A 25,418-nucleotide genomic window follows, 5' to 3' on the forward strand; every position below is an offset into this window, starting at 1 on the left:
GAAGCACTCATCGCCCTGGCCATGCTCGCCCTCGGCGGCCAGCCCCCAACCCTCCCCGGACGCGCCTGAACACCCACGGACCAGTCACAAGAGCCCATTTTTGGGAGGATTTTGGGAGGATCGGTTTCGCGGGTGCGAAATGGGGTCGCGCAGTGGGAGGCGCCGCTGTTCACCCGCGCGGGTAGTTTCGGTGTGCCGTGCGCTTGGTGTTGATCGCGCCAGCCCAGGTCGTTGTCTGCTGCTAGCGCCACTCCGGCTGGGCAGGTGGTGAGGCTGACCGGTGCTCGCGGGCATCATCAACCCGTTGATGCAGAAACCCGTCGACTGGTTCCTCCGGACAGTTTTGGTGCGACGATCGGCAGCGTCGAGAGGCCGGGTAGAGATGGCGGACTCAAAACTGGACGGATGTTGAACATTGCTGCGGGGAGGCGTGCTGAACCGCACCTGACCAGGACGTTCTCTTCACCAGGGTTGGGTACGCGATGGTTGACCCGCAGGGGCTCGGGGTCATAAAGCATGGGTTTCGCATGGGCCCGACGCCCGGTTCGACGTCGGCTTCGAGGCTGACGAGCGTGGCGCTCTCTACGCAGACCTGGACCCTAATCGCGTATGGACCCAGAAGCTCCTTGACGAGCACCCAGGTCTTGCTCGTGGTCACGCTCTTACTGGGAGAAGTCGTAACTTTTGGGTGGCCCTGGATGTTCATCAGAATGGCTCGCGATGGCTCTTCTCGAACACCAGAGCTAGCCTCGCCCCGTTGGCCAGGCGTGTGCCAGAGCCTCACCCGGGCCTGCGTGTCATGACCGTAGGGATGCGACTTCGGTCCCCGGCGAACCAGGACTTGTTCTCCTTGATGGACGCGTAGGCCAGGCTTCATTACGTGCGTGCTCACCTGACTCGGTGGTTCGAGACCCGTGGGAGCCACCATCGGCAGTTGGTAGCCGGTGGAGTTCCGGCGGTCCGCCGCGGCAGACGCTGGCGGTGCTCAGCGTCATGCGCCACGTCGACTGCAACTTCGCGCGCTCGGCGGGCTCGGCCTGGACCCCAACGGCTACGTCGGCGGCATCGCCGCGATCAACGCTTTCGAGGTCGAAGCCGAGCAGGACACCGGGATCAGCGGCGCAGCAGCGGCTGGCGTGGGACCAGCCGCTGCTGCGCGAGGTCTTCGAGTCCGGCCGTCTCCTCGCCCTGATGGCTGCCCTGGGACGCGATGCGGGGCCGATCGATCTGGACGAGATGTCGAGTTCGGCCTGCAGCGCCACCTCGACGGCCTGGCCGCCCTGCTGCCTCCGTCCACTATGAACTAGAAGGGCCGATAGTCGGTGTCGTAACCGAAATACCTCGGACCGGCCAGCTCCAGGCCGGCAGGACTGGTCCACCTTGGGTCGCACGGCGTGGCCAGCACGCTGACGCGCAGTCCGTACCGCATGCCTTCGGTGGTGACCGGTTCACCGGTCTCGGTGTCCAGTACGCAGATCAGGTCGGGCGTGGTCGCCACGACAGCACCATCCATTGTGGCCATCAGGTGTTCGTTCTGGAAGTCCAGCTCTAGCACTTGGCCCGCCCCTTCCAGGACGGCTCTGCCCCGGGCGAAGCCGCCTTCGGTGCGGCGCTGGACGTCGACAACCTTGCCCGCCAGCAGGTGCCTGCCGCCGAGCAGTTCGCGCGCCGCGTCGACCGGGTCGGCGTGGCCCGCCCGAGCCCGGCGGACCTCCTCGCCGAGCCGCTGGGCCAGCGTCAGCGTGGCCGGCACCAGTCCAGCGGCGAGCTGGTCGCCGCGCATCACCGTGTCCGCGCAACTGATCTGGCAGCCCAGTTGCACGCAGACGGTGCGGGCGATGCGTTCGGCGGTGTGGTTGTCGACCGCGCGGACGACCATCGTGTTGCCCTTGTCGTCGGCGATGGCCATCGGCGTGTTGGCGACCCCGATCAGGCCCGGCAGCACCATCTGGGCCTCGGGGAACGCGCGGCCCATCGCGTCGCCGTCGACCACCGGCAGCCCGGCTTCGGCCGCGGCGGCCAGCGGGAGCATCGAGTTCACTCCGCCGATCTCGATCGGCACGATGTGGGTCGCGCGGCGGCCGAGCACCTCCTCCAGCGCCCGCAGCGCGATGATCTCCTCGCTGCCGTTGGGCAGCTTCTCCAGCAGCACCGTCGGTGCGCCGAGCCCGGATATCGGCACCACGGTGGCGTCGGCGGGGACCTCGTCGATGTCGACGACGGTCACCGGACCGTTGCGGCGGATCGCTTCCCGGGCCAGCAGCTTGCCGACGTAGGGATCACCGCCGCCACCGGTGCCGAGGATGCCCGCGCCGCGGGCGATGTCGTCGAGGTCGTCGATACCGATCTCACGCATTCGCGGTCTCCTTCGCGCCGATCCGGGACAGGTCCAGGTCGCCGACGGCTCTGACCCGGATGCGGGTGGCGCCGCCGGGCCGGTAGGCCAGCGGTACTTCCTCGATGTCGGCGACGCGGACCGTGCCGGCCCGGGCGCCCGCGTCCTCGGCGCGCGCCACGGCCTCCGCCCTGGCCTGGTCGAGCACCGCCGTCCGCTTCCCGTCCGGTATCCGGAAAACGCGGTCGACTTCGCCGCCGACCTGGGCGATGGCCGCGCCCACCGCGTTGGCCACGTCGAAGTGATCGGGGCGGTGCACGTCCGGGAATCCGGGCAGCTGTCCGGGGACCAGGACGCTGCCGCCGCCGACTGCCACCACCGGCAGCGGTGCCGCCGAGGTCCGGATGCGGTCGACCGCGTCGGCCAGCCGTTCGGCCACCCTCCGCAGTGCAGCGGTCGCGAACGGCCGGTCCAGGTGCGCGACCAGCGCCGGGTCGCCGATCTCGGCGAGGCCGCAGGCGACCGCCAGGTCGGTGGCAGTCAGCGTCGAGCCGCCGAACACCAGCGCCTCGTCGGTGAGCCGGTAGCCGACGCTGCGCGGACCGACCTCGCCGTCGTCGCCGACCAGCGATCCGCCGCCGATGCCCAGCGACAGCACGTCGGGGATCCGGAAGTTGGTGCGCACCCCGGCGGCCTCGCTCTCCCCCGCCGCCTCGCGGGGGAATCCGCCGGTGAGGATGCCGATGTCGGAGGTCGTGCCGCCGACGTCGACCACCGCGCAGTCGGCGAGCCCGGACAGGAATGCCGCGCCGCGCATGGAGTTCGTGGGCCCGGATGCGAAGGTCGCCACCGGGTAACGGCGGGCGAAGTCCAAGTCCATCAGCGTGCCGTCGTTCTGCGACAGCAGGAACGGCGCGGTGACGCCGACGTCGGCCAGCGCGGCGCCGAAGGAGTCCACGATGGTCACCGCGAGTTCGCGCAGGGCGGCGTTGATGATCGTGGCGTTCTCCCGCGCCAGCAGCCCGACCCGGCCGATCTCGTGCGACAGCGACAGGTGCACGTCGCCGAGTTCGGCGGCGAGGATCTCCGCGGCACGCTGCTCGTCCTCGGCCGCCGCGGGTGAGAACACCGACGACACCGCCACCGAGCGCACCCCGTGCGCGGCGATGTCGGCCGCCACCCGGCGGAGTTCGGCAGGGTCCAGCGCCGACAGCGGGCGGCCGTCGAACTCGCGGCCGCCGTGGCAGAGGTAGGTGTGCCCGCCGACGGCGGTGCGCAGCCGCTCCGGCCAGTCGACCATCGGCGGCAGCGCCGCGGTAGCGGGCAGGCCCAGCCGCACCGCCGCCACCGGCGCCAGCCGCGCTCCTTCGACCAGTGCGTTGAGGAAGTGCGTGGTGCCGATCATGACCGCGCTGATCTGGCCGGTGTCGCCGCCTCCCAGCATCCGGCGGACGGCGTCGGCGACACCCGTGGTGACGTCGGCGGTGGTGGGAGACTTGGCGGTGGCCAGCACCCGGTCGTCGTCGCCCAGCAGCGCCGCGTCGGTGTTGGTGCCGCCGACGTCGATTCCGATTCGCATTGAGAGACCTCTCAGTGGGTGGTTTCCAGTGCTGCGGCGGGTCGCGCCGGTTGCTCGACGGGGATCTCGCCGCGTCCCCGGACCAGGCCGAGCGCGCCTGCGGCGAGGTAGCCGAGCCCGGCCAGCAGCAGCGAGTTGAGGGCGGGGATGCCCCACCACTGGTAGTGGTCGGAGAGCCAGCCGACGACGGAGGCGGCCAGCCACAGCACGATCGTCGCGGGCACCCAGGCCGGTTCGGTCTCTGGCAGCCTGCCGAGCGCGCGGGAGGCGTCCAGCTGCGGGCGCCAGCGCCGGACCCCGAAGTACTCGGCGACCACGATCCCGGCGATCGGCGGGGTGAGCACGCCGAGGAGGGTCAGGAAACCCTCGAAGGCGTCGAGGATTCCGGCCGCCGCGGCGAGGCTGCCCAGCACGCCGACCACGATGGTCACCCGCACCCGGCTCAGCCGGATCCCGGTCAGCGACTCGACCGCGTTGATCAGGCCCAGCGTGGCCGAGTACAGGTTCCAGTTGTTGATCTTGACGGTGGCCGAGACCAGGATGATCACCCCGGCGACGCCGGAGGACGCGGTGATGATCGCGATCACGTCGGAGGTCTTCACCGCGTAGGCCAGCAGCACCCCGGCCAGCCCCAGCACGTACTCGCCGAGCGAGATGCCCACCACGGTCTGCTTGACCACGTCCGCGGCGTTGCGGTTGAACCGCGTCATGTCCGGGGTGGTCACCGCGCCGACGATGTAGGAACCGGCGACGATCGTCGCGCCGGTGGCGATCGACATCCCGGTGCCGAAGGGCGGCGAGGCGACCAGGTCGCCGATGCTGTGCCGGGAGATTTCCACCGACATCGCCCAGCCCGCAAGGCCCAGGAACGCCGGCACGGTGACGAACGCGGTCCAGCCCATCGCCCGGAATCCGCGCAGCACCAGGGCCGTTACCGCCAGCCCGGTGATCAGGCACCAGCCCCACAGCGGGATCGCGCCGACCAAGGAGTGCAGGCCACTGGCGAATACCGCGGTCTGCACGCCGAACCAGCCGAACAAGCTCACAGCGATCACCAGACCGATCAGCACCGAGCCGTAGCGGCCGAACCCGGCCCAGCGGGTCAGCACCGACGTCGACAGGCCCTCGCGCATCCCGGCGATGCCGACGAAGATGCAGACGATCTCCAGGATCACCGATCCCAGTGTGAACGCCCAGAACGCGCCCCAGAACGACAGTCCGGCGCCGAGCGTCGCGCCGAGCAGGAACTGGGTGAGGTCGGAGAGCTGGCCGAAGCGCTGCACGGCCACGTTGAACCAGGAGTAGCGGGCGGATCTGGGCACCCGCTCCAGCGGGTAGTCCGCATCGGACTGCGACATGGGAGATCCTCACGTCTCGGGGGTCATCGGTGGCCCGGCGGCGCGAGCGCGCAGCCGGATCACCGTGCCTTGCAGGTAGGGCACTGCCGTGCGCTCGACGCCGATGACGCGCACGTGGCGCGGATCGGCCCCGGCGCGCACTGCGCTGGCGCGGGCGCCCTCGCGGATGTCGTCGACGGCGGCGTCGATGTGCGGGTCGAGCCGGACGATCCGCTCGAACCGGCCGCCCACCGGGCTGGCGGCGGCGCCGATGGCCCCGGCGACGGCGCCGTGCTCGGGTCGCACGGTCTCCATGTCGCCGGGCAGCTCGGCCTCGGAGCCGACGACCACGATCGGCAGTCGTCCGGCGGCCGGTCGCATCCGGTCGATTGCCTCCGCCCACCGGCGCGGGGCGGTGCCGTCGACCTGGACCAGATCGGGCGTGCGGAAGCAGACCGGCACCCCGCCGATCCGCTCGCCGTGCCCGGATTCCTGCGGGTAGCCCGCGGTGAGCGCGCCGATGCGGCCGTTGCCGACGTCGGCGACGATCGCGTCGCTGAACCCGGTCAGCACGCCCGCGCCGCGCAGGGCGCTCGCCGGACCGCTGCCGAGGCTCAGCCCGGGGTGGGCGCGCAGGTACTCCAGGCTCATCAGGGTGCCGTCGCCCCTGGTCACCAGCACGGTGGTGGGGTGCAGCCCCAGTCCGGCGAGCGCGTGTTCGAGCCGGTCGGCCAGATCGGTGGTCAACCGGCTGAGTGCGGCGTCGAGCACGGCGGTGTTCTCCCGCTCGATGAGCCCGAACGGCCCGATCTCCCCGGACAGCGCGATGTGTGGCGTGTCGCCGACCTCGCGGCGCAGCAGCTCGGCGACCTCGAGCTCCTGCTCGCCGTGTGCGGGCGAGAACACGCCGCAGACCGCGAACGCCTCGGCTTCGCCCGCCATCCGGGCGGCGAACCGCGCCACTGCGTCGCGGTCCAGCGGCGTCTCGTCCTCCCGGACGAGCCCGGAGCCGCCACCGACGACCGCGACTCCCGCGCACACCGCGGCGTGCAGGTCGGACGGCCAGCCGAACAGCGGCCGCACCGCATCGGATCTCGCGCCGATGCGGACGACGCCCACGCGGGCGAGACCTTCGCGTCGCACCACGGCGCGTTCGGCGACGGGGAAACCGATCACGACCTGGTGCGCGTCGGTGCATGGGGACGGCAGTGCGCGCACCGCGGTCACGACGCTGACGACCGCGTCGTCGACCGACTGCACGCTGGTCGAGACGACCGTGCCTTCGGTGAGCAGCACTGCGTCGGTCCGGTCGGGGCCCACGTCCACGCCGATGATCACGACAGGCCCTCCAGTCCGAACGCGGCCGGTCCGCCCAACCGCAGCCCCTCCGGGGTGCGCCACACGGGTGCGCAGTCGAGCACCAGGACGCTGACCCGCAGCCCGTAGCGGAGACCGTCGACCGGGATCGACTCACCCGTGCGGGTATCGATCACGGCGATCAACTCGGGCACGACGGCCGCCGGCAGGCCGTCCTCGAACACCGCGAGGTACTCGGTGCGCGCCTCGATCCGCAACAGCCGCCCGTCGTCGTCGCCGAGCCCTTCCAGCAGCACCTCGGTGGCCGCGTCGCTCGGGTGCCGGACCTCCCGCACCTTCGTCCGCGCCAGCACCCGGGCCTGTTCCAGCCCGGAGCCGGGCACGCCATCGGCCAGCGCGGCGCCGAGGGCGAGGGCGCGGCCGACCGATCCGGCGACCGCATGCGCCGCTGCCTCTCCCGCGGTCAGCGGGTGGTCGCTGACCGTGACATGTCCGCCGAAGGCGTCGAGGACCGAGCGCACGAACCGTTCCAGCCACGGCGCGTCGACGTCGTCGATCACCACGGTCCGGCCGTGCTCGTCGGCCAGCACTGCGGGCACCGGCGGCAGACCGGCCAGGTGCAGCACGTTCTGGTCCAGCCGGGGGAAGGCGCGGCCCAGCGCGTCGGCGTCGAGCAGCGGGACGCCGAGCCGGGCGGCGTGGGTCAGCGCGACCAGGCCGTTCATGCCGCCGATCTCGGTGGCCAGCACCGCCGCCACCGGTCGGCCGTGGATTCGTTCGACCCGGTCGCGCAGGTGCGCGGGTTCGCGGGTGCTGCCGACGCGTTCGGCGCTGACCGCCGATGTCCCGAACGTGCTGACCGGCATGACCAGCGCGTCCGCGGCCAGCTCACCGGACGCGAGGACCGGCACCGGGCCGTGCTCCTCGATCGCCTGCGCCGCCGCGAGGCTGGGCACTTCGGTCTCACCACCGCCGCCGGAGCCCAGGACGGCGCAGCCGCGTGCGAAGTCCGGGATCAGACCGGCGTCGATTTCCATGCGCCCACCCTAGGGACCGAAGTCACCGCGGAAGGGTGCCCGAAGCACCTCGTTCGGCATCAGGCGGTGCTGGTGGCACACTTCCGGGATGACATCGGTCGAGGACGTGCTCGCCGCCCCAGGTCTGGACGACGTCCGGGTGCTCTGCGGCCCGGTCACCGCAGGCCCGGTCACTGGCGTGCGTCTGGAGCGCCGCCTCGACGGGTTGGCGGCGCTGCCTGCGGGCTGCGTGGCCGTGCTGCTCGCACCGGTGTCCGGCTACCGGCTGGACGTCGCGGTGCGGGACGCGGCGGCTGCAGGCGTCGCGGCGTTGGTGCTGACCGACGGCGTGGACGAGGCGCCACCGACCGTTGAGGCGTTGGCCCGCAAACGGCACCTCTGCGTCCTGCGGGCGACCGGCGATCTCGCCGCCCTCGTCGTCGCCGTGGCGCGCGCGATCGACGGCGACGCCGCTGACGCGCTCGCCCGGGTCGACTCCGCTGCACGGGAACTGCCGACCGCGGCCGGTGATCCGCGGCGGGCGGCGGCGCTGGCCGGGCAGGTGCTGGGCGTCGACGTGGAGGCGCGTGCGGCCGTCGCGGGCGAGGACGGCGCGGTGGCGGTCGGAACCGACGGTGAGGTCCGGCTGTCGGCCCCGCGGCGCGGCGGGCACTTGGGCGTGGCGGTGCGGTCGGTGCTGACTATGGCGGCGCTGGTCTCGGCGGGCGGGAACACGGCCGACATCCCGGGGCGCTCCCGCGGTCAGCTCCTGGCCGAGCTGCTGGTGGTGCCGGAGGACACCGCGTTGCAGCTCGCCCCGCGCGGGCGGGCGCTGGGCCTGCCCGTCGACGCCTGGCACGTGGTGCTGCGAGCCGAACCCACCGCGCTGACCGGGACCGAACGGTACCGCGTGCTGGAAGCCGCTACCTCGGAAGCTCTGCGCGTGCTGCGTGAAACCGTGACCGCGCGGTGGAACACCGCCCGGGTCGACGAATCCCTGATCCTGTTGCGGTCGCAGCCCACCGACCCGCGCCGCGACGGCATGCGAACCGTGCTCGCCGAAGCCGGGCAACTGCTCGAAGCGTTGCGCGCACGTTTTCCCGCAGCGGAAATGCGTTGCGGCGTGGGAACTCCGCACCGAGGCCCGCTGGGCGCGCGTATCTCGGCGCGCGAGGCGCGCAGCGCCCTGCTCCGCCGCCACGACCCGAAATCGCCCGCGGCCTTCGACGCCGCCGGGCTAGACCGGATGCTGCTGGAGTGGTACTCCTCCGACGCCGCACGCGAAGCAGTGGACGAACTGCTCCACCCGGTGCTGTCCCTGGGAAAGCGCCGCGCCGAGCCGCTGCTGCGCACTCTTCAGTCCTACTTGGACCACCAGGGCTCACCGGCCCGTGCGGCCGAGGAACTGCACGTGCACCGCAACGTCGTCGGACGACGGGTGCGCCGGGCGAGCGAGCTGATGGGCGTCGACCTCGACGACCCGCAGCAGCGGCTCAAAGTCCAGCTCGCCTGCCGCGCCCACCTGATCTGACGGCCGCGCTACCCGCGCACGCGTCGGAGAGCGAAGCATGGCCGAGGCCTGGGTGCGCAGGAACTGCCGCCAGGTCGTGTCGGTGTTTCGGCACGGCGCCGGCGGTATCTGCCGTCGCCTGAGGATCCTGCGGATCGTCGAAGCGCCAACGCGGTGGCCGAGTTTGAGGAGTTCGCCCTGGATTCGTTGATATCCCCAGGTCTCGTTCTCCGTGGCCATCCGCTCGATCAGCGCGGCGAGTGTCTCGTTGATGGGTGGACGTCCGGATCGGTGCGGGTAGGTCCACTTTTTAGCGACCAGGCGGCGTTGCCAGCGCATTACTGTGCCTGGCGTGATCAGCCGGTATCCGTGCAGGGGGCGCGGGCAGCAGCCGTATGAGCGCTGCAAGGATTGCCCGGTCCGCCCAGTCCAGGCGCGGTTTGGGGGTCGTTCTGCGCAGCACGGCGACCTCGTGGCGTAAGATCAGCAACTCCGCATTCTTGGCCGCCGACGAACGGCCGAGCAATACCAGCCAGCCCGCCAGCCGGATGAAGATCAGGTAGAGCATGCGCAACGACACGGCGCACGATCATTCCTGGATCGCCGCGGTGTGTCGATCAGTACAGGTCACGGCCGCAGCCGACTTTTGGAACCCGACAGGGTCAGCGGGTCTTTTTGCGTTGTGGTGTGGATCTTTTGATCGTCCATTGTGGTTGATGATCTGGCTATTGGGAGGGTTTTGGGAGTCGTGATGTTGTGCGGGGTGGGAGGGGGAATCAACACCTCCCGACCTGAGATCGCGGTGTCGGATAACCGCCGTTCGTATCGGCTGTGCACCCGATCGGACAGCGTTCCGCAGCCAAAACACGCCACGCATCCGCTGAGCGTGCTCGCCTCGACCCGCACCACCGATCCCGCAGCGTGCACGGCGTCAATCCGTAACTGGGCAAGATGCGGGAACAGGACGCCAAGCACTCCAAGATCAGCACACGCAGAACCTGATCAACTGTCCCCGCTGGCGGGGCCGCACCCGGGTCCATCACGGAAACAATGCCAGAACCACGATTCGGCCGGCGTTGACACGTCTGCGGGCTCGTTTGTCTTCGATGTCGCGGATGGCCAGCCACAACAGCTTGATCACCGCCGCAGCTGGGCACGGGTTGGACAGACCCGGGTGCTGGAGCAACCGGTTCAACTGGAAACGCGCGTCGATGGCCGCCGCGCTGTGCTACCCACCCGGCCCTGATGATGGTCGTAGACCGCAGGTGACCTTCCACGTCCAACCCGACGCCTACAACACCGAAACACTCATCGGCGTCCTCGCCGAGCTGCGTGCGTTCCTGGCGCGCCCGACTGAGCAATCGCGGGCAGGTGGTACTCACCGAACTGGGCGCCGGCCTGACCATCGCGGAGGTCGCGCGCAAGCTCGTCGTGTCCGTCAACACCGTGCGCACGCGGGTGAAAAGCGTCTACCGCAAGCTAGAGGCGTCCAGCCGCGAGGACGTGCTGATGCGTGCTTACGAGCTTGGCGTGATCTGACGTCCACTATGGATTCTTGTTCGCCACTGTCTACTGTGGTCGATCGTCAGTGGAACAGTGTGGCGCCAAGCGGGTGTTGTTGGTCGAAACCGGGGAGTATCAGGAAGGTCGCGCTGGCGGTAGTGGTGGTGAATTCCAGCAGCGCGTCGGAATGATCCATTCGGGTCAGGGTGTTGGTGAATGTTCGTAGGTCGTTCTGGAAGCTGATGAAAAGCAGGCCGGGGGCGGGTTCGTCGGTGCTGTAGGAACGACGGAGCATGAGGCCGACGCCGACGACGTTGGAGTGCGCTCTGCGGACGTGGGCGTCCGCCGGGATGAGGTAGCGTCCGTCCGGTGTTTTGGCGCCGAGGTTCGGGTCCGAGGTGATGGTGCCACCGGAGAGAGGCGCGCCGGTGGCTCGGGACCGACCGAAGACTGCTTCCTGGTCGGCAACGGACAGCGTGGCGAACCGCGGCAGATCGAGTTCCATGCGTCGCAGTACGGCAATGGTGCCGCCGGCGACTGGAGCCGGCGCGGCCAGCCACAGGTCTCGTTGTTCTTGGACGGTGGTGTGCGGGCCCACGATGCCGTCGATGAAACCGAACAGGTTTCGTGGCGCGGTAAGGCCCTGATCTACGGGAATGTTCGAGCCGCGGCGCCCGGACTGCCGCCAGCGTTCGTGCATCCGGTCGCCAGCCTGGTCCAAGAGCGCGGCGGCGACGACCGGTACTACCAACGCGTTGCTGGCGCAGATCTGCATCAGCAGGTCACCGCCGCGTGCCTGCGGGACGATCTGCTCGCGGGAGAACTGTGGGAGATCCACGGCGCCGGGTAGGGAAGGATCGACCATGCGTACCAGTCGGGGGCCCACTCCGATCGTCACGGTGAGATCGCCCGGCGGTAGGCCCAGCAGTCGTGCATCGGTCCCCGCGGTGAGCGTGAGGATGGCCTGGCCGAGGTCGGCCAGCAATGGGCCGACAGCCACGGCATCACCGAGGTCGGCCACCACGGCCAGCAGATTGAGCTGGGCAGGCTGCGGGAGCGTGATGCCCGCCTGGTGCTGGCCCGTCGGTGACACCGGCGTGGTTGACGCGGGGGCATCGAGTTGGCTCGACCGAGGGGAGCCCGATTCGCACCCGGCGGCGAGGCCGGCGGCCATTGCGGTACCGGTGACACCGAGGAACGCGCGGCGTGACGGGCGATGATCGGCTCGGCTCACGGTATGGAGAGTGCCATATCCGCCCTCTCACGGGTGAATCCGGCGTCCATGCCAAACTGCGATCATGCCTCGTTTCGGTCTTCGCGTGACAGTCGCGGTGCTGGGTACGCTGATGCTCGTATTGGCCGGCTGCGGCGCCGGCGATGACGGATCGGGCGAGGGCCGACGACCGACCGGTGCGCACGTGACGATCCGAGTGCCGGCTGACGCCCCGACGATCTCGGCTGCGGTGTCTCTCGCTCAGCCCGGTGACCTCGTGTTGGTCGCGCCGGGCGTGTACCAGGAGTCCGTGAAGATCGCCACGGCTCGAATTACTCTTCGTGGCGAGTCTCGGGACAAGGTCATCATCGACGGGCGGTTGCAGCAGCCGAACGGCATCGTCGTCGCCGCACCCGGGGTGGCCGTGGAGAACCTGACCGTGGAGAACAACACGCAGAACGGGGTTCTGGTCACCGGTTCGGCGAAAGCGGTTGCCGGATTGCCGGGGGCGAGCGGCGGCTACGACACCGGCGACGAGCCCGTCACGTTCCTGAAATCGTTCTTGGTTTCCCATGTGACCGCGACCCGCAACGGGCTGTACGGCATCTACGCGTTCTCCGCGCAGGACGGCGTCATTGAGCACTCGTACACGTCAGGTTCGGCTGACTCGGGGATCTATGTCGGGCAGTGCAAGCCGTGCAATATCGTGGTGCGGGACAACATCGCCGAACTCAACGCGGTCGGTTACGAAGGCACCAACGCCAGTGGCGAGATGTACGTGGTCGGTAACCGCTTTGTCGGTAACCGGGTCGGACTCACCATCAACTCCGACCACCAGGAGAAGCTGCTCCCGCAGCGAGGTTCCGTCGTCGCGGGCAACCTGGTCGCGGGCAACCAGCAGGCACCGACCCCCGAGCAGGCCGACGGCGGGTGGGGCATCGGCATCGGCATCGATGGCGGCAGCGAGAACCAGTTCAGCCGCAACCGGATCGCCGGCAATATCAACGCCGGGATGGTGATCACCGCAACCGCCGACCTTCCACCGGACGGGAACCAGATCGTGGAAAACACGTTCGCAGCCAACGGCATTGACGTCGGCTGGACGTTTCCCACCGCCACGCAGGGACGGGGTAACTGCCTGCGCGCCAATGATCTGCGCACGACGGTGCCCGCTCGGCTCGTGGCGACCGCGTCCTGCCCGGTTCCTGCCCAGTCGCCCACGCCGTCCGGCACATGGGTGATGCCGAAGGCGCCCGGCGGTATCCCGTTCACCGATGTGGCTGTGCCTGACGCACAGCCACAGTTCCCGAATGCCACCACCACCGGCGCCACGGCTGTTCCGGCCGTTCCGGCGCTACCGGACATCGCAAGCATCCCGCTGCCGTCAGCGTCACTGCTCGCCGGCAGTGCGCTGGTGCAGACATCGTGAGCGGCGGCTACGGCGGTGGGGTGACTCCGGGTACGGGCTGAACCGGAACATATTTCCCGGTGTCGAATTCGATGACCACTGGCTGCGGTTCGGAAGCCACCTTGACCTGGACCCGATACATGGTGCCGTCCGAGCCGATCCAGTAGCGCACGGTGCCCGCCGTACCGGGCTTGGCACCGGCGTCCGGCCCGGTCATGACGTCCACCTGGTGGCCTTCCAGCTGGTCCTGTCCAGTCCAGGTGGCGCCGTTCTGCGGCAGTAGTGCGGCGTTGTCGGGCCGGTCGCTGCCGAGACTGAGCGCGATGGCCAACGAGGTGTCCAGCGCGCTGCCGGTCGTGTGCAGCGGACGGCTGTACCAATCCGACCCGGGCGGCGATGCCGGTGCTTCCGCCGGGGCGTTCGCCATCGGGTGGACAAGCACGGTGGCGGCCGTCCATTCGATCAGCCCGTCGCTGGACGTATCGCGCCCGGTGCCGTGCACCACGCCGTAACCGAGTTTGGCGCGGTAGTCGATGGACCCCGTGATGACCAGCCCGCCGGCGGTGCTCGGCACGGTGATCGTCACCGCGCGGCCCCCCGCTTGGAAATTGCGAAACCGCGTGATCGCCAGCCGGTTCGCCTCATCCGAGGTCAATGCACGTGGACCGGTAGGACCTGAGCCGGTGCCGGCGACCAGAAACGCGACCACCGCGGCACCCGCAATGCCGATGACGGCTGCCACCCAGCGTGGCCGCAGCCATTGGCGTCGGCCGGCGCGCCGCGGGAGACCTTGCCGGATTCTCATGCTCCGCACGCGACGCGACGCTAACAGATCCGCCGATTCCCCCCTAAATCACCCATCTTGGCAGCCGCACGGTTTTCTGGTTATATATAGCGGTTCGGGATGATCTTTCGGGATCGGCTGTCACCTGGGCTATGAAGCGGTTGTTCAGCCCGAAGAGGGCTTGTTCATCATGACAAGGGGCAGCGATAGCTATGAGCCGAGCCGGTAGAGGATCGAGCCGGACAGCCGGGAAACGGCTGGTGCGGTTGGGTTTGAGCGTTCTGTTGCTGGTAGGCAGCGCCACGGGCCCGATTGTGGGGACTTCTTGGGCGGCTGGCGCTTCAGCAATTGACGGCACACTGACGGTTCAGGTTCTACGAGATTTCTTCGGCACAGGCGTGATCAACACGGCAATGGACGTGCCGCAGCAGGGTATGAAGGTTGATGTTGCCGATCCGGCCGGCCATCGCGTCTCCGGCACCACGGATTCCACCGGAAAAGTCGTGGTGTCGCCGTCGACCGTGCTGACCGGCGGCCAGTACCGCGTCGATGTCACCATCCCTGCGCCGTACAGCGACTATCTGCAGGCGGCACCGGCCTCGACGGCGCCAAACCACTTTGACAGCTTCACCACGTTCGTCGACGTGTCAGCCGGCAAGAACGCCTCGGTGATCACCGGGGTCTGGGACGCGGCCGACTATGCACTCCCCGATTCCCGGTATTTCGTGCCGATCCAGAATGCCGCTGGTGGGACGGACACCCGGTCATTGGTGGCGTTCGGGACGAACCGCCGGGGCACGTGTCCCAGCGACGTGGCGTGTCCGACCACGCTCACCACGCAATCCCAGGTGGGCACGACTTTCGGGCTGGCCTACGACAGGTACCGGCAGCGGCTGTTCCAGAGCGAGTTCGCCCGGCGGCACGCCCCATACGGGCCGGATGGTGGTGATGCGATCTACACCGTGCCGGCCGACGGTGGGGGCGCGCCGACCTTGTTCGCGAAGGTGCCGGGCGCCGTGGTGACGCCGCACGACACCGCCAACATGAACAAGGACGCTGGGTTCACCAACGCGCCGGGTAAAGAGAGCATCGGCAGCCTGGCCCTGTCGGCGGACGGTTCGACCCTGTACGCGGTGAACCTGCTGACCCGGACCCTGGTGAGCTTCGATGCGACCGGGGCCACCGCATCAGTACCCGAAGCGACGGTGCCGATTCCGGACCCGGGCTGCGCGGCGCCCACCGACTGGCGGCCGTTCGGGCTTGAAACGCACAACAACACGCTCTACGTCGGTGGCGTGTGTAACGCGGAGAGCACGCAGAAGCGCACAGACCTGAAGGCTGTCGTCTACGCCTATGACGGCAGGCAATTCACCACGGTGCTGACCCAGCCGCTTACTGCCGAGCGCGGCTACGTCTACCACGGTAGCCCTGGCGAGGCCCAGAACAACCACTGGAACCCGTGGAACACCAACTTGTCGACCTGGGACGAATTGCGCCTGGGCAACGTCGCCATCAATCCGCAGCCGGAGTTGGCCAGCCTCGCCTTCGCCCGTGACGGCTCGATGATTCTAGGTTTCCGCGACCGGTTCATGGACGTGATCAGTGCGGGTGGGATCGACCCTCGGCCGGGCAAAACCACTCAGGAAAACGGCATGTCCGGTGGTGACATCAACATGGCCTGCGCCAAGCCCACCGGGGGATACTCGTGGGAGGGCACAGGAAATTGCCCCAACCACGCGGACGACGCCACCGGCGGCAGCCAGAACAGCGGCGTCGTCGAATACTTCCCGGGCGACTACGTTCCGGCCAAGGGTGCCCCGAGCCAGACCCCCGGGGTGCACCAGGAAGCCGCACAAGGCTCGGTGGCCTACATCCCGCAGCAACAATGGGTCATCAGCACGGAGATGGACCCGTCCGGCAACTACAGCACTGACGGGACCGGTTACTACAACATCGAGACCGGTAAGGGGCCCGGTAACAACCCGCCCGCCAACGGGTACCAGTTCGTCGCTTCGGGCCAGAACGGATTCGGTAAGGCCGGTGGGCTCGGCGATATCGCGTATGCGGCGGCGAATGCGCCGATCCAGATCGGCAACCTGGTGTGGTTCGACGGCGACCACAACGGAATCCAGGACCCCGGACAGGTGCCGCTACCGAATGCGACGATCAACCTGTTGGACGCCAGCGGTAAGCAGGTCGCCACAACCAAGACCGACGCCGCCGGCGAGTACTACTTTGGTGGTGTCGGCGCGGCCTACGAGCTCACGCCGGGTGCGAAGTACACGGTGCAATTCGACGTGTGCACCGCGAACACCAGCAAGGTGCCAAGCCAGCCGCCGGCAACCGAGCTGCGGTTCACACTCCCATTGGCCGGTGAGGACCGGGCACATGACTCCAACGTGACCCCGCCGACCACCGGGCAGCTGTGCAACGGATACGCACCTGTCACGGCGCCCGCCAACCCAGGAGGGGTCGATCACACGATCGACGCCGCCGTGCACATCCCACAGGCACCGCCGCCGCCTGCGCCGCCGACGTCGACGCCGCCGGCCCCTGCACCTCCGACGACCCCGATGCCTGCCACGCCGCCCTCGTCCAACACGCGGACGGACTCGCTGGCCGACACCGGTGTTTCCGGCCTGCCAGAGATGATCTTCCTCGGTCTGGTGCTCCTCGGTGCGGGCGCGGCATTCGTGTTCGTGAGCCGGAAGCGTCGCGCCAAGCAACGCTGAAAAACCGGATGGTCTGCCCGCCTGCGATCCGCCACTGGCGCGGGCGGGCAGACCACGCCTGTCGGATGCCCTCGACGAGAGCAGCCGTGAGGCGTACCTCGTCGCGGCCAAACAGCCCGTACTTGGTTAGCCCGCGCCAGGGCGAACTGCTCTGTTTGGTGCGCGCCGGGTCGAAGTCAGTAGCTCACCGGGTGAGGGTGCGGTCTACGCGGTCGCGAAGCAGGGCGTGGCGATCGTGGTCACCACCGACCAGATGCAGACGGTCAAGGCGAGAACCGTTACGAAACAAGTAGTTTCAGCTCTCGACCTCTGACACAGACGGCCTGAAGCGGCCAATCGATCTAGAGGGGTCACACCCGGCAACCCGTCTTTGGTCGGGAGAATGCGGGCCATGCGACGAACCATGCTTGCCCTCGGGATCATCGCCGCCCTCACAACGGCCTGCTCGCAGACAAGCCAGCCCGCGCCCACCAGCACTTCGCCGATCACCACGACCACACCGGTCCAACTCCCGCCCGATCCGCAACCCACCGGCGCCGGGCCGTGCCCCTACCTGACCAACGCCTTCGTGGCCGACGCGAACGGGCAGCGCGTGTCGAAGGTCCAGATCTCGGCGGACAAGCCACACCCGGCATGCTTCTTCTATGCGCTCACCGGGGAGCTCCAACTCACCGTTCGGGCGTATTCCGGCGACCCGGCCGTGGCGAAGGCACTCGTCGACAAGGCTGCGCCGGTGGACACGAGCAACCCCGCGACCGACCAGGCAGGCTGGCAGGGCGGCTACCAGTCAACGGAAGACGGCGCGGTGTATGCCGTGGCCAAAGGCGGTGCGGCGATCATCGTGACGACCAACCAAAAGCTGACCGTGAAGGCGAGAACCGTTTCCGAGCAAGCGATTTCCGCTCTCGCGATCTAGGTAAGCAAGGAGGTCCAGCACCCGGGCACGGTGTGCAAGCGCCCCAGCAAAGCCGTGTACCTCGAAGTAAAGAAAACAACTATCCGTGGCTGACACCCCACACCTGACACGTTAACGTAAGCGAGTTCCGGAAAGGAGCACGCGTGGCGATTCTGGAAGCGCCGAAGTCATCGGGGGGACTCGGCGCGAAGATCGTGCGAACCTTCGGCGAGCTGCTGATCACCGCTGGTCTGGTCGTCCTGCTGTTCGTCGTCTACGAGCTGTACGTGACCGACTTCTTCTCGGCGAAGAAGCAGGCCAGCTCGACGACGACGCTCAACGGGGACTGGGCACAGGGCCGGCACCCGCATCCCGAACTGATCGACGGCAAAGCGTTCGCCAAGCTGTACATCCCGGGCTTCGGCGCCGACTACCACTTCACCATCCAGGAAGGCACCGAAGCGGCGGCACTGGAGGTCGGGCCGGGGCACTACAAGGGCACCGCGCTGCCCGGCGAACCAGGCAACTTCGCGGTCGCCGGGCACCGGGTCGGCAAGGGTGCGCCCTTCAACGACCTGGACCTGCTGAGCTCCTGCGACGCGATCGTAGTCGAGACGCAGACCGGCTTCTTCGTCTACCGCGTGCTGCCGCACTCGGACGAGATCGCGAACTGGTCGACCGGGAAGGGCGCGCAACCGCAGTGCTCGCCTGTCGGCACGCTGCGGACGAACGCGGGCGACGGCGGCCCATACGGCGAGACCTATGGCCGCGAGATCGTCAACCCGAACGAGGGCGATGTCGTGGCGCCGGTGCCACACAAACAGCCCGACATCCTGCCGCCGGCACAGCAGGTCGCACTGCTCACGCTGACCACGTGCCACCCGCAGTTCTCCGACCGGCAACGGCTGATCGTGCACGCGATGCTGACCAACCAGTTCCCAAAGACAGCCGACGCCACGTATGCCCAGTTGTTGCAGACGATCGGGGAGGCATAGATGTACGGCTGGATCTGGCGTCACCTCCCCGGGCCGCTGGGCGCGAAGCTGGTGCTCGCGCTGCTACTGGCCCTGGGAGTGATCGCGCTACTGCTGTTCGTGGTCTTCCCCTGGCTGGAACCGATGCTCCCGTTCAACCAGGTCTCGGTCCCGAACTAGGAGCGTTCCGGCTGTTACCACGCCTGCCACTCACGACTGCGCTCCAGGAACCAGAATTGAGCCCCGCCGCCACCGCCAGCGTTAGCCCTGGTCTTCGTGCGCGGCATGCTCCGCCATCTGCACAGATTACTTGCGCCACTCGGTGCCTTTTCCTGCCCCGTTCCGGTTATGCGCTGCATTTTCCGCACCAGATTCGGTGCCGAACCGCCCCACCGCACCCGGGGCCGCTGGCACGGGGTGGACCATGAAACGAGCTCGCTCGCCGGCGCCGGCACCGCGTCAGGCAGGTGCGCACGAAACTGGATCTGGACCCAGCTGCTCGCGCTGGGCGTGGTGCTGGTCGGCCTCGTTGCTGGTCAGCTGCGGCTATGGCCCAATGCCGCTTAGCTTAAGCGCCGAGTCGAGCTGATCTTGCGTCAGGGACCTCGCGCCCCGGAGCCCTGCGCCGCGCAGGTCCGCACCTTCGAACCGCGTGCCGCGCAGATCGGCGCTCGAGAGGTCTGCGTCGCGCAGATCCGCGACCGTGAGCTTTGCCCTTCGCAGCTGCGCAGACGCGAGCTCTGCGCCCCGCAGATGAAGCCCTTCAAAGGGGTCAGGTCGCCGAATCCGAGATGGGCTACCGCGGTAAGCGCCGCCTGGACATCAGCGCGGGGCTTGTCCGGGCGGTCCACCTCCACGTAAGGCACCGGGCGCTCGCTGGTGTCCTGCCGCGCGGCGCGTGGATGCGGATGAAGGCCACTAACACCTGATGAATGTCGTCGCGGTGGTCGCCGGATCGAGTCCCCTGACACCGGGGCAGCCATATGGGGAGCGAGCTGGGAGAACAAGTGCGGCAGTGGCTGCGCGAACTGCTCAACCGCTACCCACAGACCCGCCTCGTGGTCACCTCCCGTCCAGCCGCCGGAACACGATGGTATGAAGCGCTCACGGCCCCACGTGAACCACGTTGTCCTGTATGTCTGCGGTCACACTCGTTGGAAGCAACCACCCACGGGGGCGCACGTCTATGTCATCGAAAGAAGGTTGCAGACCGGATCCTTTAAGGACGATGAAATGAACCTGCGCACCATCGGGACCACCCTGACCGCCGCCGCGGCCCTCGCACTTTCTCTCAGCGCATGCGGCTCGGCCCAGCAGACGCCGCCGGCCCCGCAGCTGGGCAGTGCGCAGGGTGGCACCTACGCCGGCTCGAACTCGCAGGGCGACGAAAGCCCTGACGAACAGGGGCCCTGCGAAATCGACAACATGACACCGTCTTTCGAGCTCTCTTCGACCGGCCACGTGAACGCCCACCTGAAGGTCACGAACGCCGGCGAGGCTAGCTGCACCCTGACCGACGACTTCCCGGACATGACGTTCATGGACCGGGAAGGGAACCCGTCCGACGGTCTCCAGATCAAGCACGGCGAGCCGGGAACGGGCGGCCCGGTCATCCTCGAGCCCGGCCAGTCGGCCGCTGCGGACGTCGAGTGGCCGGCCGACCAGGGCGGTCCCGACGGGCCGGCCTGCAACCGGGTCTGGGCCGTGAGCCTGAAGATGAACGACGGTGAGCCGAAGACCATTGAGACGTCGGACGGAGTCTTCGACCTGTGCGGCGGCGAGGCCACGATCAGCAGCTGGCAGGAGGACTGACCCGCAAAGCCCCGCGGAGCAACGCATCCTCGGGGACCGTGGGCCGCGAGAAGCCCAGGAGCGGCGGCGAAGTCCTCATCGGCACCGGCATGCGCGAAGGTGAAGCCCCCGCCCTGCACTGGAACGACGTCCACCTCGACGACCGAGTGCTGTACGTCCGTCAGACACTGTCCAATGTGAACAACGCGATACCCGCAATGGCGCCTGGCGCGGCGGGTTCTGCCGTGCCAGGCGCCACGTGCCGCTAGCGTCCGTTGACGGGCCGCTTCTCATGCTCTGAGGCCAAAGCCTCATCGCGCTCCCAGAAGTCGGCGCCGCGGATGTTCAACGCCTTCGGGTCGAACACCGGATCGAGTCCCTGTTTGCGCTGGTTCTCATAGTCGCGCCAGATCTTGGAGACCATCGGGAACAGCAGGGCGAGGCAGGCGAGGTTGATCCACGCGAGCAGCCCCAGCCCGATGTCGCCCACGGCCCAGACCAGCTCGGCGTTCACGACCGAACCGGCGAAGACGATGGCGAGGGTGCCCAGCTTGAGCACCGGCTGTGCGCGGGGTCCCCGCTTGCCGTCGAGGAGGAAGAGCAGGTTGGAGTTGGCGACGTAGTAGTAGAGCAGCAGGCAGGTGAAGCCGAAGAGAAGCACTGCCACGGCGACGAATCCGGCGCCCCACCCGGGAATGAGGGTGTCGATCGCGGCCTGCACCCAGCTGGGTCCGGCCTCGACGTCGGGCATGTTGTTGACGAGGAAGCCGCCGGAGCCGTCCGAGACGTTGAACTTCCCGGAGACGACCATCATGAGCCCGGTGGCCATGCAGATGAGCAGCACGTCGATGTAGATGCTGAAGGTCTGGACGAGGCCCTGCTTGCCGGGGTGCGAGGTGCGGGCGGCGGCTGCCGCGAACGTGGCCTCGCCGAGACCGTTGGCTGAAGCGAAGACGGCTCGGCGCACACCCCAGGCGACGGCTGCACCGACCATGCCGCCCAGCATCGGTTCGACGCCGAAGGCGGATCGCACGATCAGCAGGATTGCGTCGGGCACGCGCTCGAGGTTCGCGAAGATGACGCCGAGCGCCAGGAGGAGGTACCCGATCGCGAGCACAGGTACCAGGGTCTGCGTGACCTTGACGATCCGAGTGGTGCCGCCGTAGATCACCGCCGCGATCAGCCCGGTCACGAGAACCGCGGGAACCCACTTCGGGAGGCCGAACGCCACCTGCGCGCTCGCGGCGATGGTGCTGACCTGGAAGCCGGGGAAGACGAATCCGTAGCCGACCATGCCGAGCACGGCAACGATGCCGGCGACGATGGGGAGGCGAAGGCCGTGCTTGATGTAGTACGGCATGCCGCCGATGTCCTCGTTGGCCTTCTTGCGGTCTTCGTCGTCCACCTGACGCTTGAACGTCTGCGCGAGGGTCGCCTCGGCGTAGCCGACGGTGCATCCGACGATACCTGTGGCGGCCATCCAGAAGAGCGCTCCCGGTCCGCCGGCGGCGATGGCGGTCGCGACACCGGCGATGCTGCCGACGCCGACACGGCTGGCCAGGGCGAGGACGAGCGCCTGGAAGGACGAGAGCCCGCCCTCCTCCTCGTTGGTCTCCCGCAACTGCCGGACCATGTCCGGAATCCGGCGGAACTGAACTCCTCTGGTCGCGATCGTGTACGCGACGCCGAGTCCGAGCACCACGTAGGCCATCGGCGCCCAGATCGCGTCCGAGACGGACGACAGGATCTCCGTCAGGTTCATCAAGCCACCTCCGGCACGAGTCGGGACAGCGAGTGCTTGATGCGATCGACCGCGTCAGCGGGCAGGGGGCTCATCGGACGACGAGGAACACCCACGGGCTCGCCCTGCAGCTCGAGTCCCGCCTTGACCGCGGCGATGAACGGCACCGAGATCATCGCGTCGATCACCGGGTACAGGACCTTCCAGCGGGACAGGGCTCCGGCCAGCTCGCCCTCGGCGACGAGTCGGCTGACCTCGACGATCTCGTGGGGAACGACGTTCGCCGCCCCGGCCATGACGCCCGCGGCGCCTTCGGCGAGCGCGCTGTAGATGTAGGCGTCCCACCCGATGAACGTCCCGATCACGTCGCTGTGGTGGTGGATCAGCTGCAGCGCCTGCTCCCAGTTCGCGCTGGAGTCCTTGATGTAGCGGATGTTGTCGACCTCCTCGGCGAGGGAGCGCACCGTCTCGGGGTCGAGGTTGACGCCGGTCGCGGCCGGGATGTTGTAGAGCATGACGGGAAGGTCGACGGCCTCGGCGACGTCCTTGATGTAGGCGACGGTCTCCGGGACGGACATCGGCTCGTAGTACGGCGTCACCAGCATGAGGACGTTCGCACCCGAGCGCTGTGCGGCGCGGGAGAGGCGGATGGCCTCGCGCGTCGAGGTCGCGCCGGTCTGGGCGATGACCGGGACACGGCCGTCGGTCTGGTCGATGACGTTGTCGACGAGGCGAAGCCGCTCGTCCGGGGACAGCGCGCCGACCTCAGCGGTGGAGCCGGCGGCGACGACGCCGTTCACCCCGGCGTTGATGGAGCGGTCGACCACGCGCCGCAGCACGGGCTCGTCGATCTCCTCGTTGCGGTCGAAGGGAGTGGTCAAGGCGGTGAGCACACCGTGGAGCTGGTCGGTCATGCGAAGGTCCTGTTCTGGGCGTTGCGGGTGGGGACGGGCTTGTGAGGCGCAAGTGGGGGAATCGCATCGGCGACGTCCCCTGCTGACTGCCGCTGGCTCGCGAGCAGGCTGGCTGCTTCTTGGGCGGCGGAAAACCCCGACGTGACCGCGGTTTCGGTGTAGAGGGTTCCGAGGTAGTCGCCGGCGAGGAACACTCGTCCGGCGCCTCGCTGGAGGACGGGCTGGAGTTTCGCCCGGCCGGGGAAGGCGTACGGCGAGGCGACTTCCCACCGCTCGGCCTTGGCCTCGACGACCGAGTCGGAGAACCCGGGGGAGCCGAGCACCTGCTCGAGGTCGGACAGGTGGGTGTGCACGACTTCCTCGTCGCTCTTGTCGAGCAGCGCGCGCCCGAGGCCGGCGGGCGAGAAGGTCATGAAGCTGCCGCCGGGCCGACGAACGGACTCGGCGCCGCGCACGATGCTCGCCTGGTTCAGCGCGATCGCGAAAGAGCGCTTGGGAGCGGCGATCGCGTAGATGTCGTCCCACGGTCGCGCCGACGTCTCGTCGGTCAGGAAGGCCGAGCTGACGTGCGGGCCGTACTTGATCTGGCCGAGCGCTTCGCGCAGCTCGGGTGGGAGATCCACGCCGACACGATGCGTGACGTCGGCGGTCGTCGCCAGGACCACGGTGCGCGCCTCGACCTCGTGGTCCACGCCGTCCTGCCGGTATCGCACGACGACGGAATCCTTCTTGCGCACCACCTCCAGCACTTGGGCACCGAGCTGCACGCGATCGCGGAGGGCGGCAGCGACCGACTCCGTCAGGGTCGACGGCCCACCGACGATCCCTCTGTTGAGGCCCTGGCCGAAGCCGAGGACGAGGCTGAAGTACCCGATGCCCGCCCCGGCTGAGATCTGGTCCATGTCACCGGCCGATCGCGTGACCGTGGTCTTGAACAGCGCGGCGGCGTCCTCGGGCAGGCCACCGAGGAACTCGGCGAACGACCGATCGTTGGCGAAGTCGTAGATGCGTTGCTGGCGCATGGCACCGGATTCGCCCGCGCGTTTGCGCACGACACCGGCGTACCTGGCCACGTCGGCCACGACCTTCATCCCGGCGCGCACGGTCGCAACCCGCGAGGCGAGCGACATCGGAATGCGCAGCGGGTAGGTCGTGATGTGCCCCTTGCGGAGGAACTTGCCGTTCATCGACATGGCCTGCAGCGACCCCGGGATCTCGACGGCGGTCACGCCGACTTCGTTGAGCAGCGAATCGGTCGACGAGCCCGCACCGGCGAAGACGTGCCCGCCCCAGTTGAGCCAGTAGTCGCCTCGGCGCTCGGAGCGGATCCGGCCGCCCACGCGGCCGGCGGACTCGAGGACGAGGGTGTCCCAGTGGCGCAGGCGCCAGGCGGCGGAGAGCCCGGCGAGCCCTGCGCCGACGACAACGGCGTCTTTCATGTGTGAATCCTTCAAGCGAAGTGAGTACTCGGTGCTGTGGTGCCGCCGGTGGGCACGCGTCGCGAAAGCGCGTGGACCAGGAGGCGCGGCCGCCATCACGTGGCGCTGTGCACGGGTGCGTGCTCGCGGTCGGGTGGACCGGGCTCCGTGCACCAGATCTGAGGTGGTGCCGGTCACCATAAGATGTGATCTGTGATCACACAAGACCTCGGATGAATCCGAGGTGAACTTTCAAGGCCCCGCGATCAGCGCGGGGAGATGGACTCGCTCAGGCCCTGTTCGATGCGCCGGGTGGCGGCGTCGAGCGATGCGGCGGTGACTTGCTCTGCCGCATCGGCATCGCCGGCCTTCACGGCGTGCAGGAGTTGTTCCTGGTGGACGAGCAGCGATGAGGAGTCTCCGGACTCGAACTCGCGTCGCACGCCGACGATCTTGTAGGAGTGGCACCGCTGCCACAGCGTCCGGATCATCTCAACGAGCACCGAGTTGCCGGACGCGGTGTAGATCGTCTCGAGGAACTCTTCGTCCTGCGCGAGGTAGTCATCGACGTCTTGCGCGGTGACGGCCGCGGCCATGGCGTCGTAGGCCGCCTCCATCCGCTCGATGTCGGAGGCGGACAGCCGGGTGGTGCCGAGGCCCGTTGCCTGGATCTCCAGGTTGCGGCGCACCGAGTACAGGTCGAGCAGTTCCTTGTAGGTGAACCCCTTGACCACGGCGCCGCGGTACGGCAGCGCCTCCGCGAGGCCGATCTCCTCGAGTCGCCTGATGGCTTCCCGGACGGGCATCACGCTCGTGCCCAGTTCTTCGGCCAGCTCCCGAATCCGCAGCCGGTGCCCGGCGGGCAACTCGCCGCTGATGATGGCGGTACGAATGGTTTCGAACGCCTGGTCACCCACGCGGCTGTTGGGCATCAGTTTCGGCAGGGCCATG

At 68.5% G+C, this 25,418-nt stretch carries 23 protein-coding genes and 1 pseudogene; 10 read left to right on the top strand and 14 right to left on the bottom strand.

The genetic code is table 11. The features are described 5' to 3' along the window. Positions 1-900 precede the first annotated feature (900 nt). Complete coding sequence (locus AC07EQ_RS40500; RefSeq protein ID WP_478393099.1) at positions 901-1,302, top strand: hypothetical protein; 402 nt, start codon at positions 901-903, stop codon at positions 1,300-1,302. Between the two features lies 1 nt (position 1,303). Here AC07EQ_RS40500 and AC07EQ_RS40505 read toward each other — a convergent pair whose 3' ends face one another. The 5 genes from AC07EQ_RS40505 to AC07EQ_RS40525 are packed head-to-tail and all read right to left on the bottom strand — an operon-like array spanning position 1,304 to position 7,605. Then, positions 1,304-2,356 carry a DUF917 domain-containing protein gene (locus AC07EQ_RS40505; protein ID WP_478393100.1) on the bottom strand — a complete coding sequence of 351 codons (1,053 nt, stop codon included), beginning with the start codon at positions 2,354-2,356 and terminating at the stop codon, positions 1,304-1,306. Beyond that, a complete protein-coding gene (locus tag AC07EQ_RS40510; RefSeq protein ID WP_478393101.1) occupies positions 2,349-3,914 on the bottom strand; it encodes a hydantoinase/oxoprolinase N-terminal domain-containing protein in 1,566 nt (521 codons plus the stop codon). The genes AC07EQ_RS40505 and AC07EQ_RS40510 overlap by 8 nt, the downstream gene beginning before the upstream one ends. An 11-nt stretch (positions 3,915-3,925) precedes the next feature. Next, a complete protein-coding gene (locus tag AC07EQ_RS40515; RefSeq protein ID WP_478393102.1) occupies positions 3,926-5,272 on the bottom strand; it encodes a purine-cytosine permease family protein in 1,347 nt (448 codons plus the stop codon). Positions 5,273-5,281: 9 nt separating this feature from the next. Beyond that, entirely contained in the window at positions 5,282-6,589 is a 1,308-nt protein-coding gene (locus AC07EQ_RS40520; RefSeq protein WP_478393103.1) for a hydantoinase/oxoprolinase N-terminal domain-containing protein, read from the bottom strand. Next, complete coding sequence (locus tag AC07EQ_RS40525) at positions 6,586-7,605, bottom strand: DUF917 domain-containing protein (RefSeq protein ID WP_478393104.1); 1,020 nt, start codon at positions 7,603-7,605, stop codon at positions 6,586-6,588. Before AC07EQ_RS40525 ends, AC07EQ_RS40520 begins: the two co-directional genes overlap by 4 nt. Before the next feature lie 88 nt (positions 7,606-7,693). Between AC07EQ_RS40525 and AC07EQ_RS40530 the strand changes: the two genes are divergently transcribed. Next, a complete protein-coding gene (locus tag AC07EQ_RS40530; protein ID WP_478393105.1) occupies positions 7,694-9,115 on the top strand; it encodes a PucR family transcriptional regulator in 1,422 nt (473 codons plus the stop codon). A 165-nt stretch (positions 9,116-9,280) separates the two neighbouring features. Here the strand turns inward: AC07EQ_RS40530 and AC07EQ_RS40535 are convergent. Both AC07EQ_RS40535 and AC07EQ_RS40540 read right to left on the bottom strand, forming a co-directional pair. Next, positions 9,281-9,433, bottom strand: a pseudogene (locus AC07EQ_RS40535) (integrase core domain-containing protein); the annotation flags it as partial. Then, the gene (locus AC07EQ_RS40540) at positions 9,405-9,674 is read right to left on the bottom strand and encodes a hypothetical protein (protein ID WP_478393106.1); all 270 of its coding nucleotides are present in this window, start codon (positions 9,672-9,674) and stop codon (positions 9,405-9,407) included. The pseudogene AC07EQ_RS40535 and the gene AC07EQ_RS40540, both read right to left, overlap by 29 nt. A 752-nt stretch (positions 9,675-10,426) precedes the next feature. On the opposite strand from AC07EQ_RS40540, the gene AC07EQ_RS40545 reads away from it, so the two are divergent. Continuing rightward, on the top strand, positions 10,427-10,633 hold the full coding sequence (locus AC07EQ_RS40545) for a response regulator transcription factor (protein WP_478393107.1): 207 nt from the start codon (positions 10,427-10,429) through the stop codon (positions 10,631-10,633). Positions 10,634-10,679: 46 nt separating this feature from the next. Here the strand turns inward: AC07EQ_RS40545 and AC07EQ_RS40550 are convergent, their stop codons facing one another. Then, a complete protein-coding gene (locus AC07EQ_RS40550) occupies positions 10,680-11,831 on the bottom strand; it encodes a Dyp-type peroxidase (protein WP_478393108.1) in 1,152 nt (383 codons plus the stop codon). 85 nt (positions 11,832-11,916) lie between these two features. Between AC07EQ_RS40550 and AC07EQ_RS40555 the strand changes: the two genes are divergently transcribed. After that, positions 11,917-13,239 carry a right-handed parallel beta-helix repeat-containing protein gene (locus tag AC07EQ_RS40555; RefSeq protein WP_478393109.1) on the top strand — a complete coding sequence of 441 codons (1,323 nt, stop codon included), beginning with the start codon at positions 11,917-11,919 and terminating at the stop codon, positions 13,237-13,239. A gap of 7 nt (positions 13,240-13,246) precedes the next feature. Here AC07EQ_RS40555 and AC07EQ_RS40560 read toward each other — a convergent pair whose 3' ends face one another. After that, positions 13,247-13,960, bottom strand: coding sequence for a hypothetical protein (locus tag AC07EQ_RS40560; protein WP_478393110.1), 714 nt, complete (start codon positions 13,958-13,960; stop codon positions 13,247-13,249). A gap of 302 nt (positions 13,961-14,262) precedes the next feature. Between AC07EQ_RS40560 and AC07EQ_RS40565 the strand changes: the two genes are divergently transcribed. From AC07EQ_RS40565 to AC07EQ_RS40585, 5 genes are all read left to right on the top strand, one after another. Then, entirely contained in the window at positions 14,263-16,734 is a 2,472-nt protein-coding gene (locus tag AC07EQ_RS40565; protein WP_478393111.1) for an SdrD B-like domain-containing protein, read from the top strand. 151 nt (positions 16,735-16,885) lie between these two features. After that, positions 16,886-17,047 carry a DUF2020 domain-containing protein gene (locus tag AC07EQ_RS40570; RefSeq protein ID WP_478393140.1) on the top strand — a complete coding sequence of 54 codons (162 nt, stop codon included), beginning with the start codon at positions 16,886-16,888 and terminating at the stop codon, positions 17,045-17,047. 78 nt (positions 17,048-17,125) lie between these two features. Then, the gene (locus AC07EQ_RS40575; protein ID WP_478393112.1) at positions 17,126-17,650 is read left to right on the top strand and encodes a DUF2020 domain-containing protein; all 525 of its coding nucleotides are present in this window, start codon (positions 17,126-17,128) and stop codon (positions 17,648-17,650) included. A 143-nt stretch (positions 17,651-17,793) separates the two neighbouring features. Continuing rightward, positions 17,794-18,624, top strand: a complete 831-nt coding sequence (locus AC07EQ_RS40580) for a class E sortase (protein WP_478393113.1) — start codon at positions 17,794-17,796, stop codon at positions 18,622-18,624. Beyond that, positions 18,625-18,783 carry a hypothetical protein gene (locus tag AC07EQ_RS40585; RefSeq protein WP_010694616.1) on the top strand — a complete coding sequence of 53 codons (159 nt, stop codon included), beginning with the start codon at positions 18,625-18,627 and terminating at the stop codon, positions 18,781-18,783. A gap of 366 nt (positions 18,784-19,149) precedes the next feature. Here the strand turns inward: AC07EQ_RS40585 and AC07EQ_RS40590 are convergent, their stop codons facing one another. Further along, positions 19,150-19,389, bottom strand: a complete 240-nt coding sequence (locus AC07EQ_RS40590) for a pentapeptide repeat-containing protein (RefSeq protein WP_478393141.1) — start codon at positions 19,387-19,389, stop codon at positions 19,150-19,152. Positions 19,390-19,836: 447 nt separating this feature from the next. Between AC07EQ_RS40590 and AC07EQ_RS40595 the strand changes: the two genes are divergently transcribed. Then, a complete protein-coding gene (locus tag AC07EQ_RS40595) occupies positions 19,837-20,415 on the top strand; it encodes a DUF4232 domain-containing protein (RefSeq protein ID WP_478393114.1) in 579 nt (192 codons plus the stop codon). 244 nt (positions 20,416-20,659) lie between these two features. On the opposite strand, the gene AC07EQ_RS40600 is transcribed toward AC07EQ_RS40595, so the two are convergent. The 4 genes from AC07EQ_RS40600 to AC07EQ_RS40615 form a co-directional block, all read right to left on the bottom strand. Beyond that, positions 20,660-22,156: an alanine/glycine:cation symporter family protein gene (locus tag AC07EQ_RS40600; protein ID WP_478393115.1), complete on the bottom strand. Its 1,497-nt coding sequence runs from the start codon at positions 22,154-22,156 to the stop codon at positions 20,660-20,662. After that, positions 22,156-23,049, bottom strand: coding sequence for a 4-hydroxy-tetrahydrodipicolinate synthase (dapA, locus tag AC07EQ_RS40605; protein WP_478393116.1), 894 nt, complete (start codon positions 23,047-23,049; stop codon positions 22,156-22,158). The genes AC07EQ_RS40600 and dapA overlap by 1 nt, the downstream gene beginning before the upstream one ends. Further along, positions 23,046-24,488: a protoporphyrinogen/coproporphyrinogen oxidase gene (locus AC07EQ_RS40610; RefSeq protein WP_478393117.1), complete on the bottom strand. Its 1,443-nt coding sequence runs from the start codon at positions 24,486-24,488 to the stop codon at positions 23,046-23,048. The genes dapA and AC07EQ_RS40610 overlap by 4 nt, the downstream gene beginning before the upstream one ends. Positions 24,489-24,733: 245 nt before the next feature. Beyond that, on the bottom strand, positions 24,734-25,417 hold the full coding sequence (locus AC07EQ_RS40615; protein WP_478393118.1) for a GntR family transcriptional regulator: 684 nt from the start codon (positions 25,415-25,417) through the stop codon (positions 24,734-24,736). Between the last annotated feature and the right edge of the window lies 1 nt (position 25,418).

This window comes from Saccharopolyspora sp. NPDC045839, assembly GCF_056431645.1.

Bases quoted from the DNA above. Each gene is read 5' to 3' on its own strand.
- AC07EQ_RS40575 (WP_478393112.1), top strand. From the start codon at position 17,126: ATGCGACGAACCATGCTTGCCCTCGGGATCATCGCCGCCCTCACAACG.
- AC07EQ_RS40585 (WP_010694616.1), top strand. From the start codon at position 18,625: ATGTACGGCTGGATCTGGCGTCACCTCCCCGGGCCGCTGGGCGCGAAG.
- AC07EQ_RS40525 (WP_478393104.1), bottom strand. From the start codon at position 7,605: ATGGAAATCGACGCCGGTCTGATCCCGGACTTCGCACGCGGCTGCGCC.
- AC07EQ_RS40530 (WP_478393105.1), top strand. From the start codon at position 7,694: ATGACATCGGTCGAGGACGTGCTCGCCGCCCCAGGTCTGGACGACGTC.
- AC07EQ_RS40510 (WP_478393101.1), bottom strand. From the start codon at position 3,914: ATGCGAATCGGAATCGACGTCGGCGGCACCAACACCGACGCGGCGCTG.
- dapA (WP_478393116.1), bottom strand. From the start codon at position 23,049: ATGACCGACCAGCTCCACGGTGTGCTCACCGCCTTGACCACTCCCTTC.
- AC07EQ_RS40595 (WP_478393114.1), top strand. From the start codon at position 19,837: ATGAACCTGCGCACCATCGGGACCACCCTGACCGCCGCCGCGGCCCTC.
- AC07EQ_RS40505 (WP_478393100.1), bottom strand. From the start codon at position 2,356: ATGCGTGAGATCGGTATCGACGACCTCGACGACATCGCCCGCGGCGCG.
- AC07EQ_RS40610 (WP_478393117.1), bottom strand. From the start codon at position 24,488: ATGAAAGACGCCGTTGTCGTCGGCGCAGGGCTCGCCGGGCTCTCCGCC.
- AC07EQ_RS40515 (WP_478393102.1), bottom strand. From the start codon at position 5,272: ATGTCGCAGTCCGATGCGGACTACCCGCTGGAGCGGGTGCCCAGATCC.
- AC07EQ_RS40600 (WP_478393115.1), bottom strand. From the start codon at position 22,156: ATGAACCTGACGGAGATCCTGTCGTCCGTCTCGGACGCGATCTGGGCG.
- AC07EQ_RS40615 (WP_478393118.1), bottom strand. From the start codon at position 25,417: ATGGCCCTGCCGAAACTGATGCCCAACAGCCGCGTGGGTGACCAGGCG.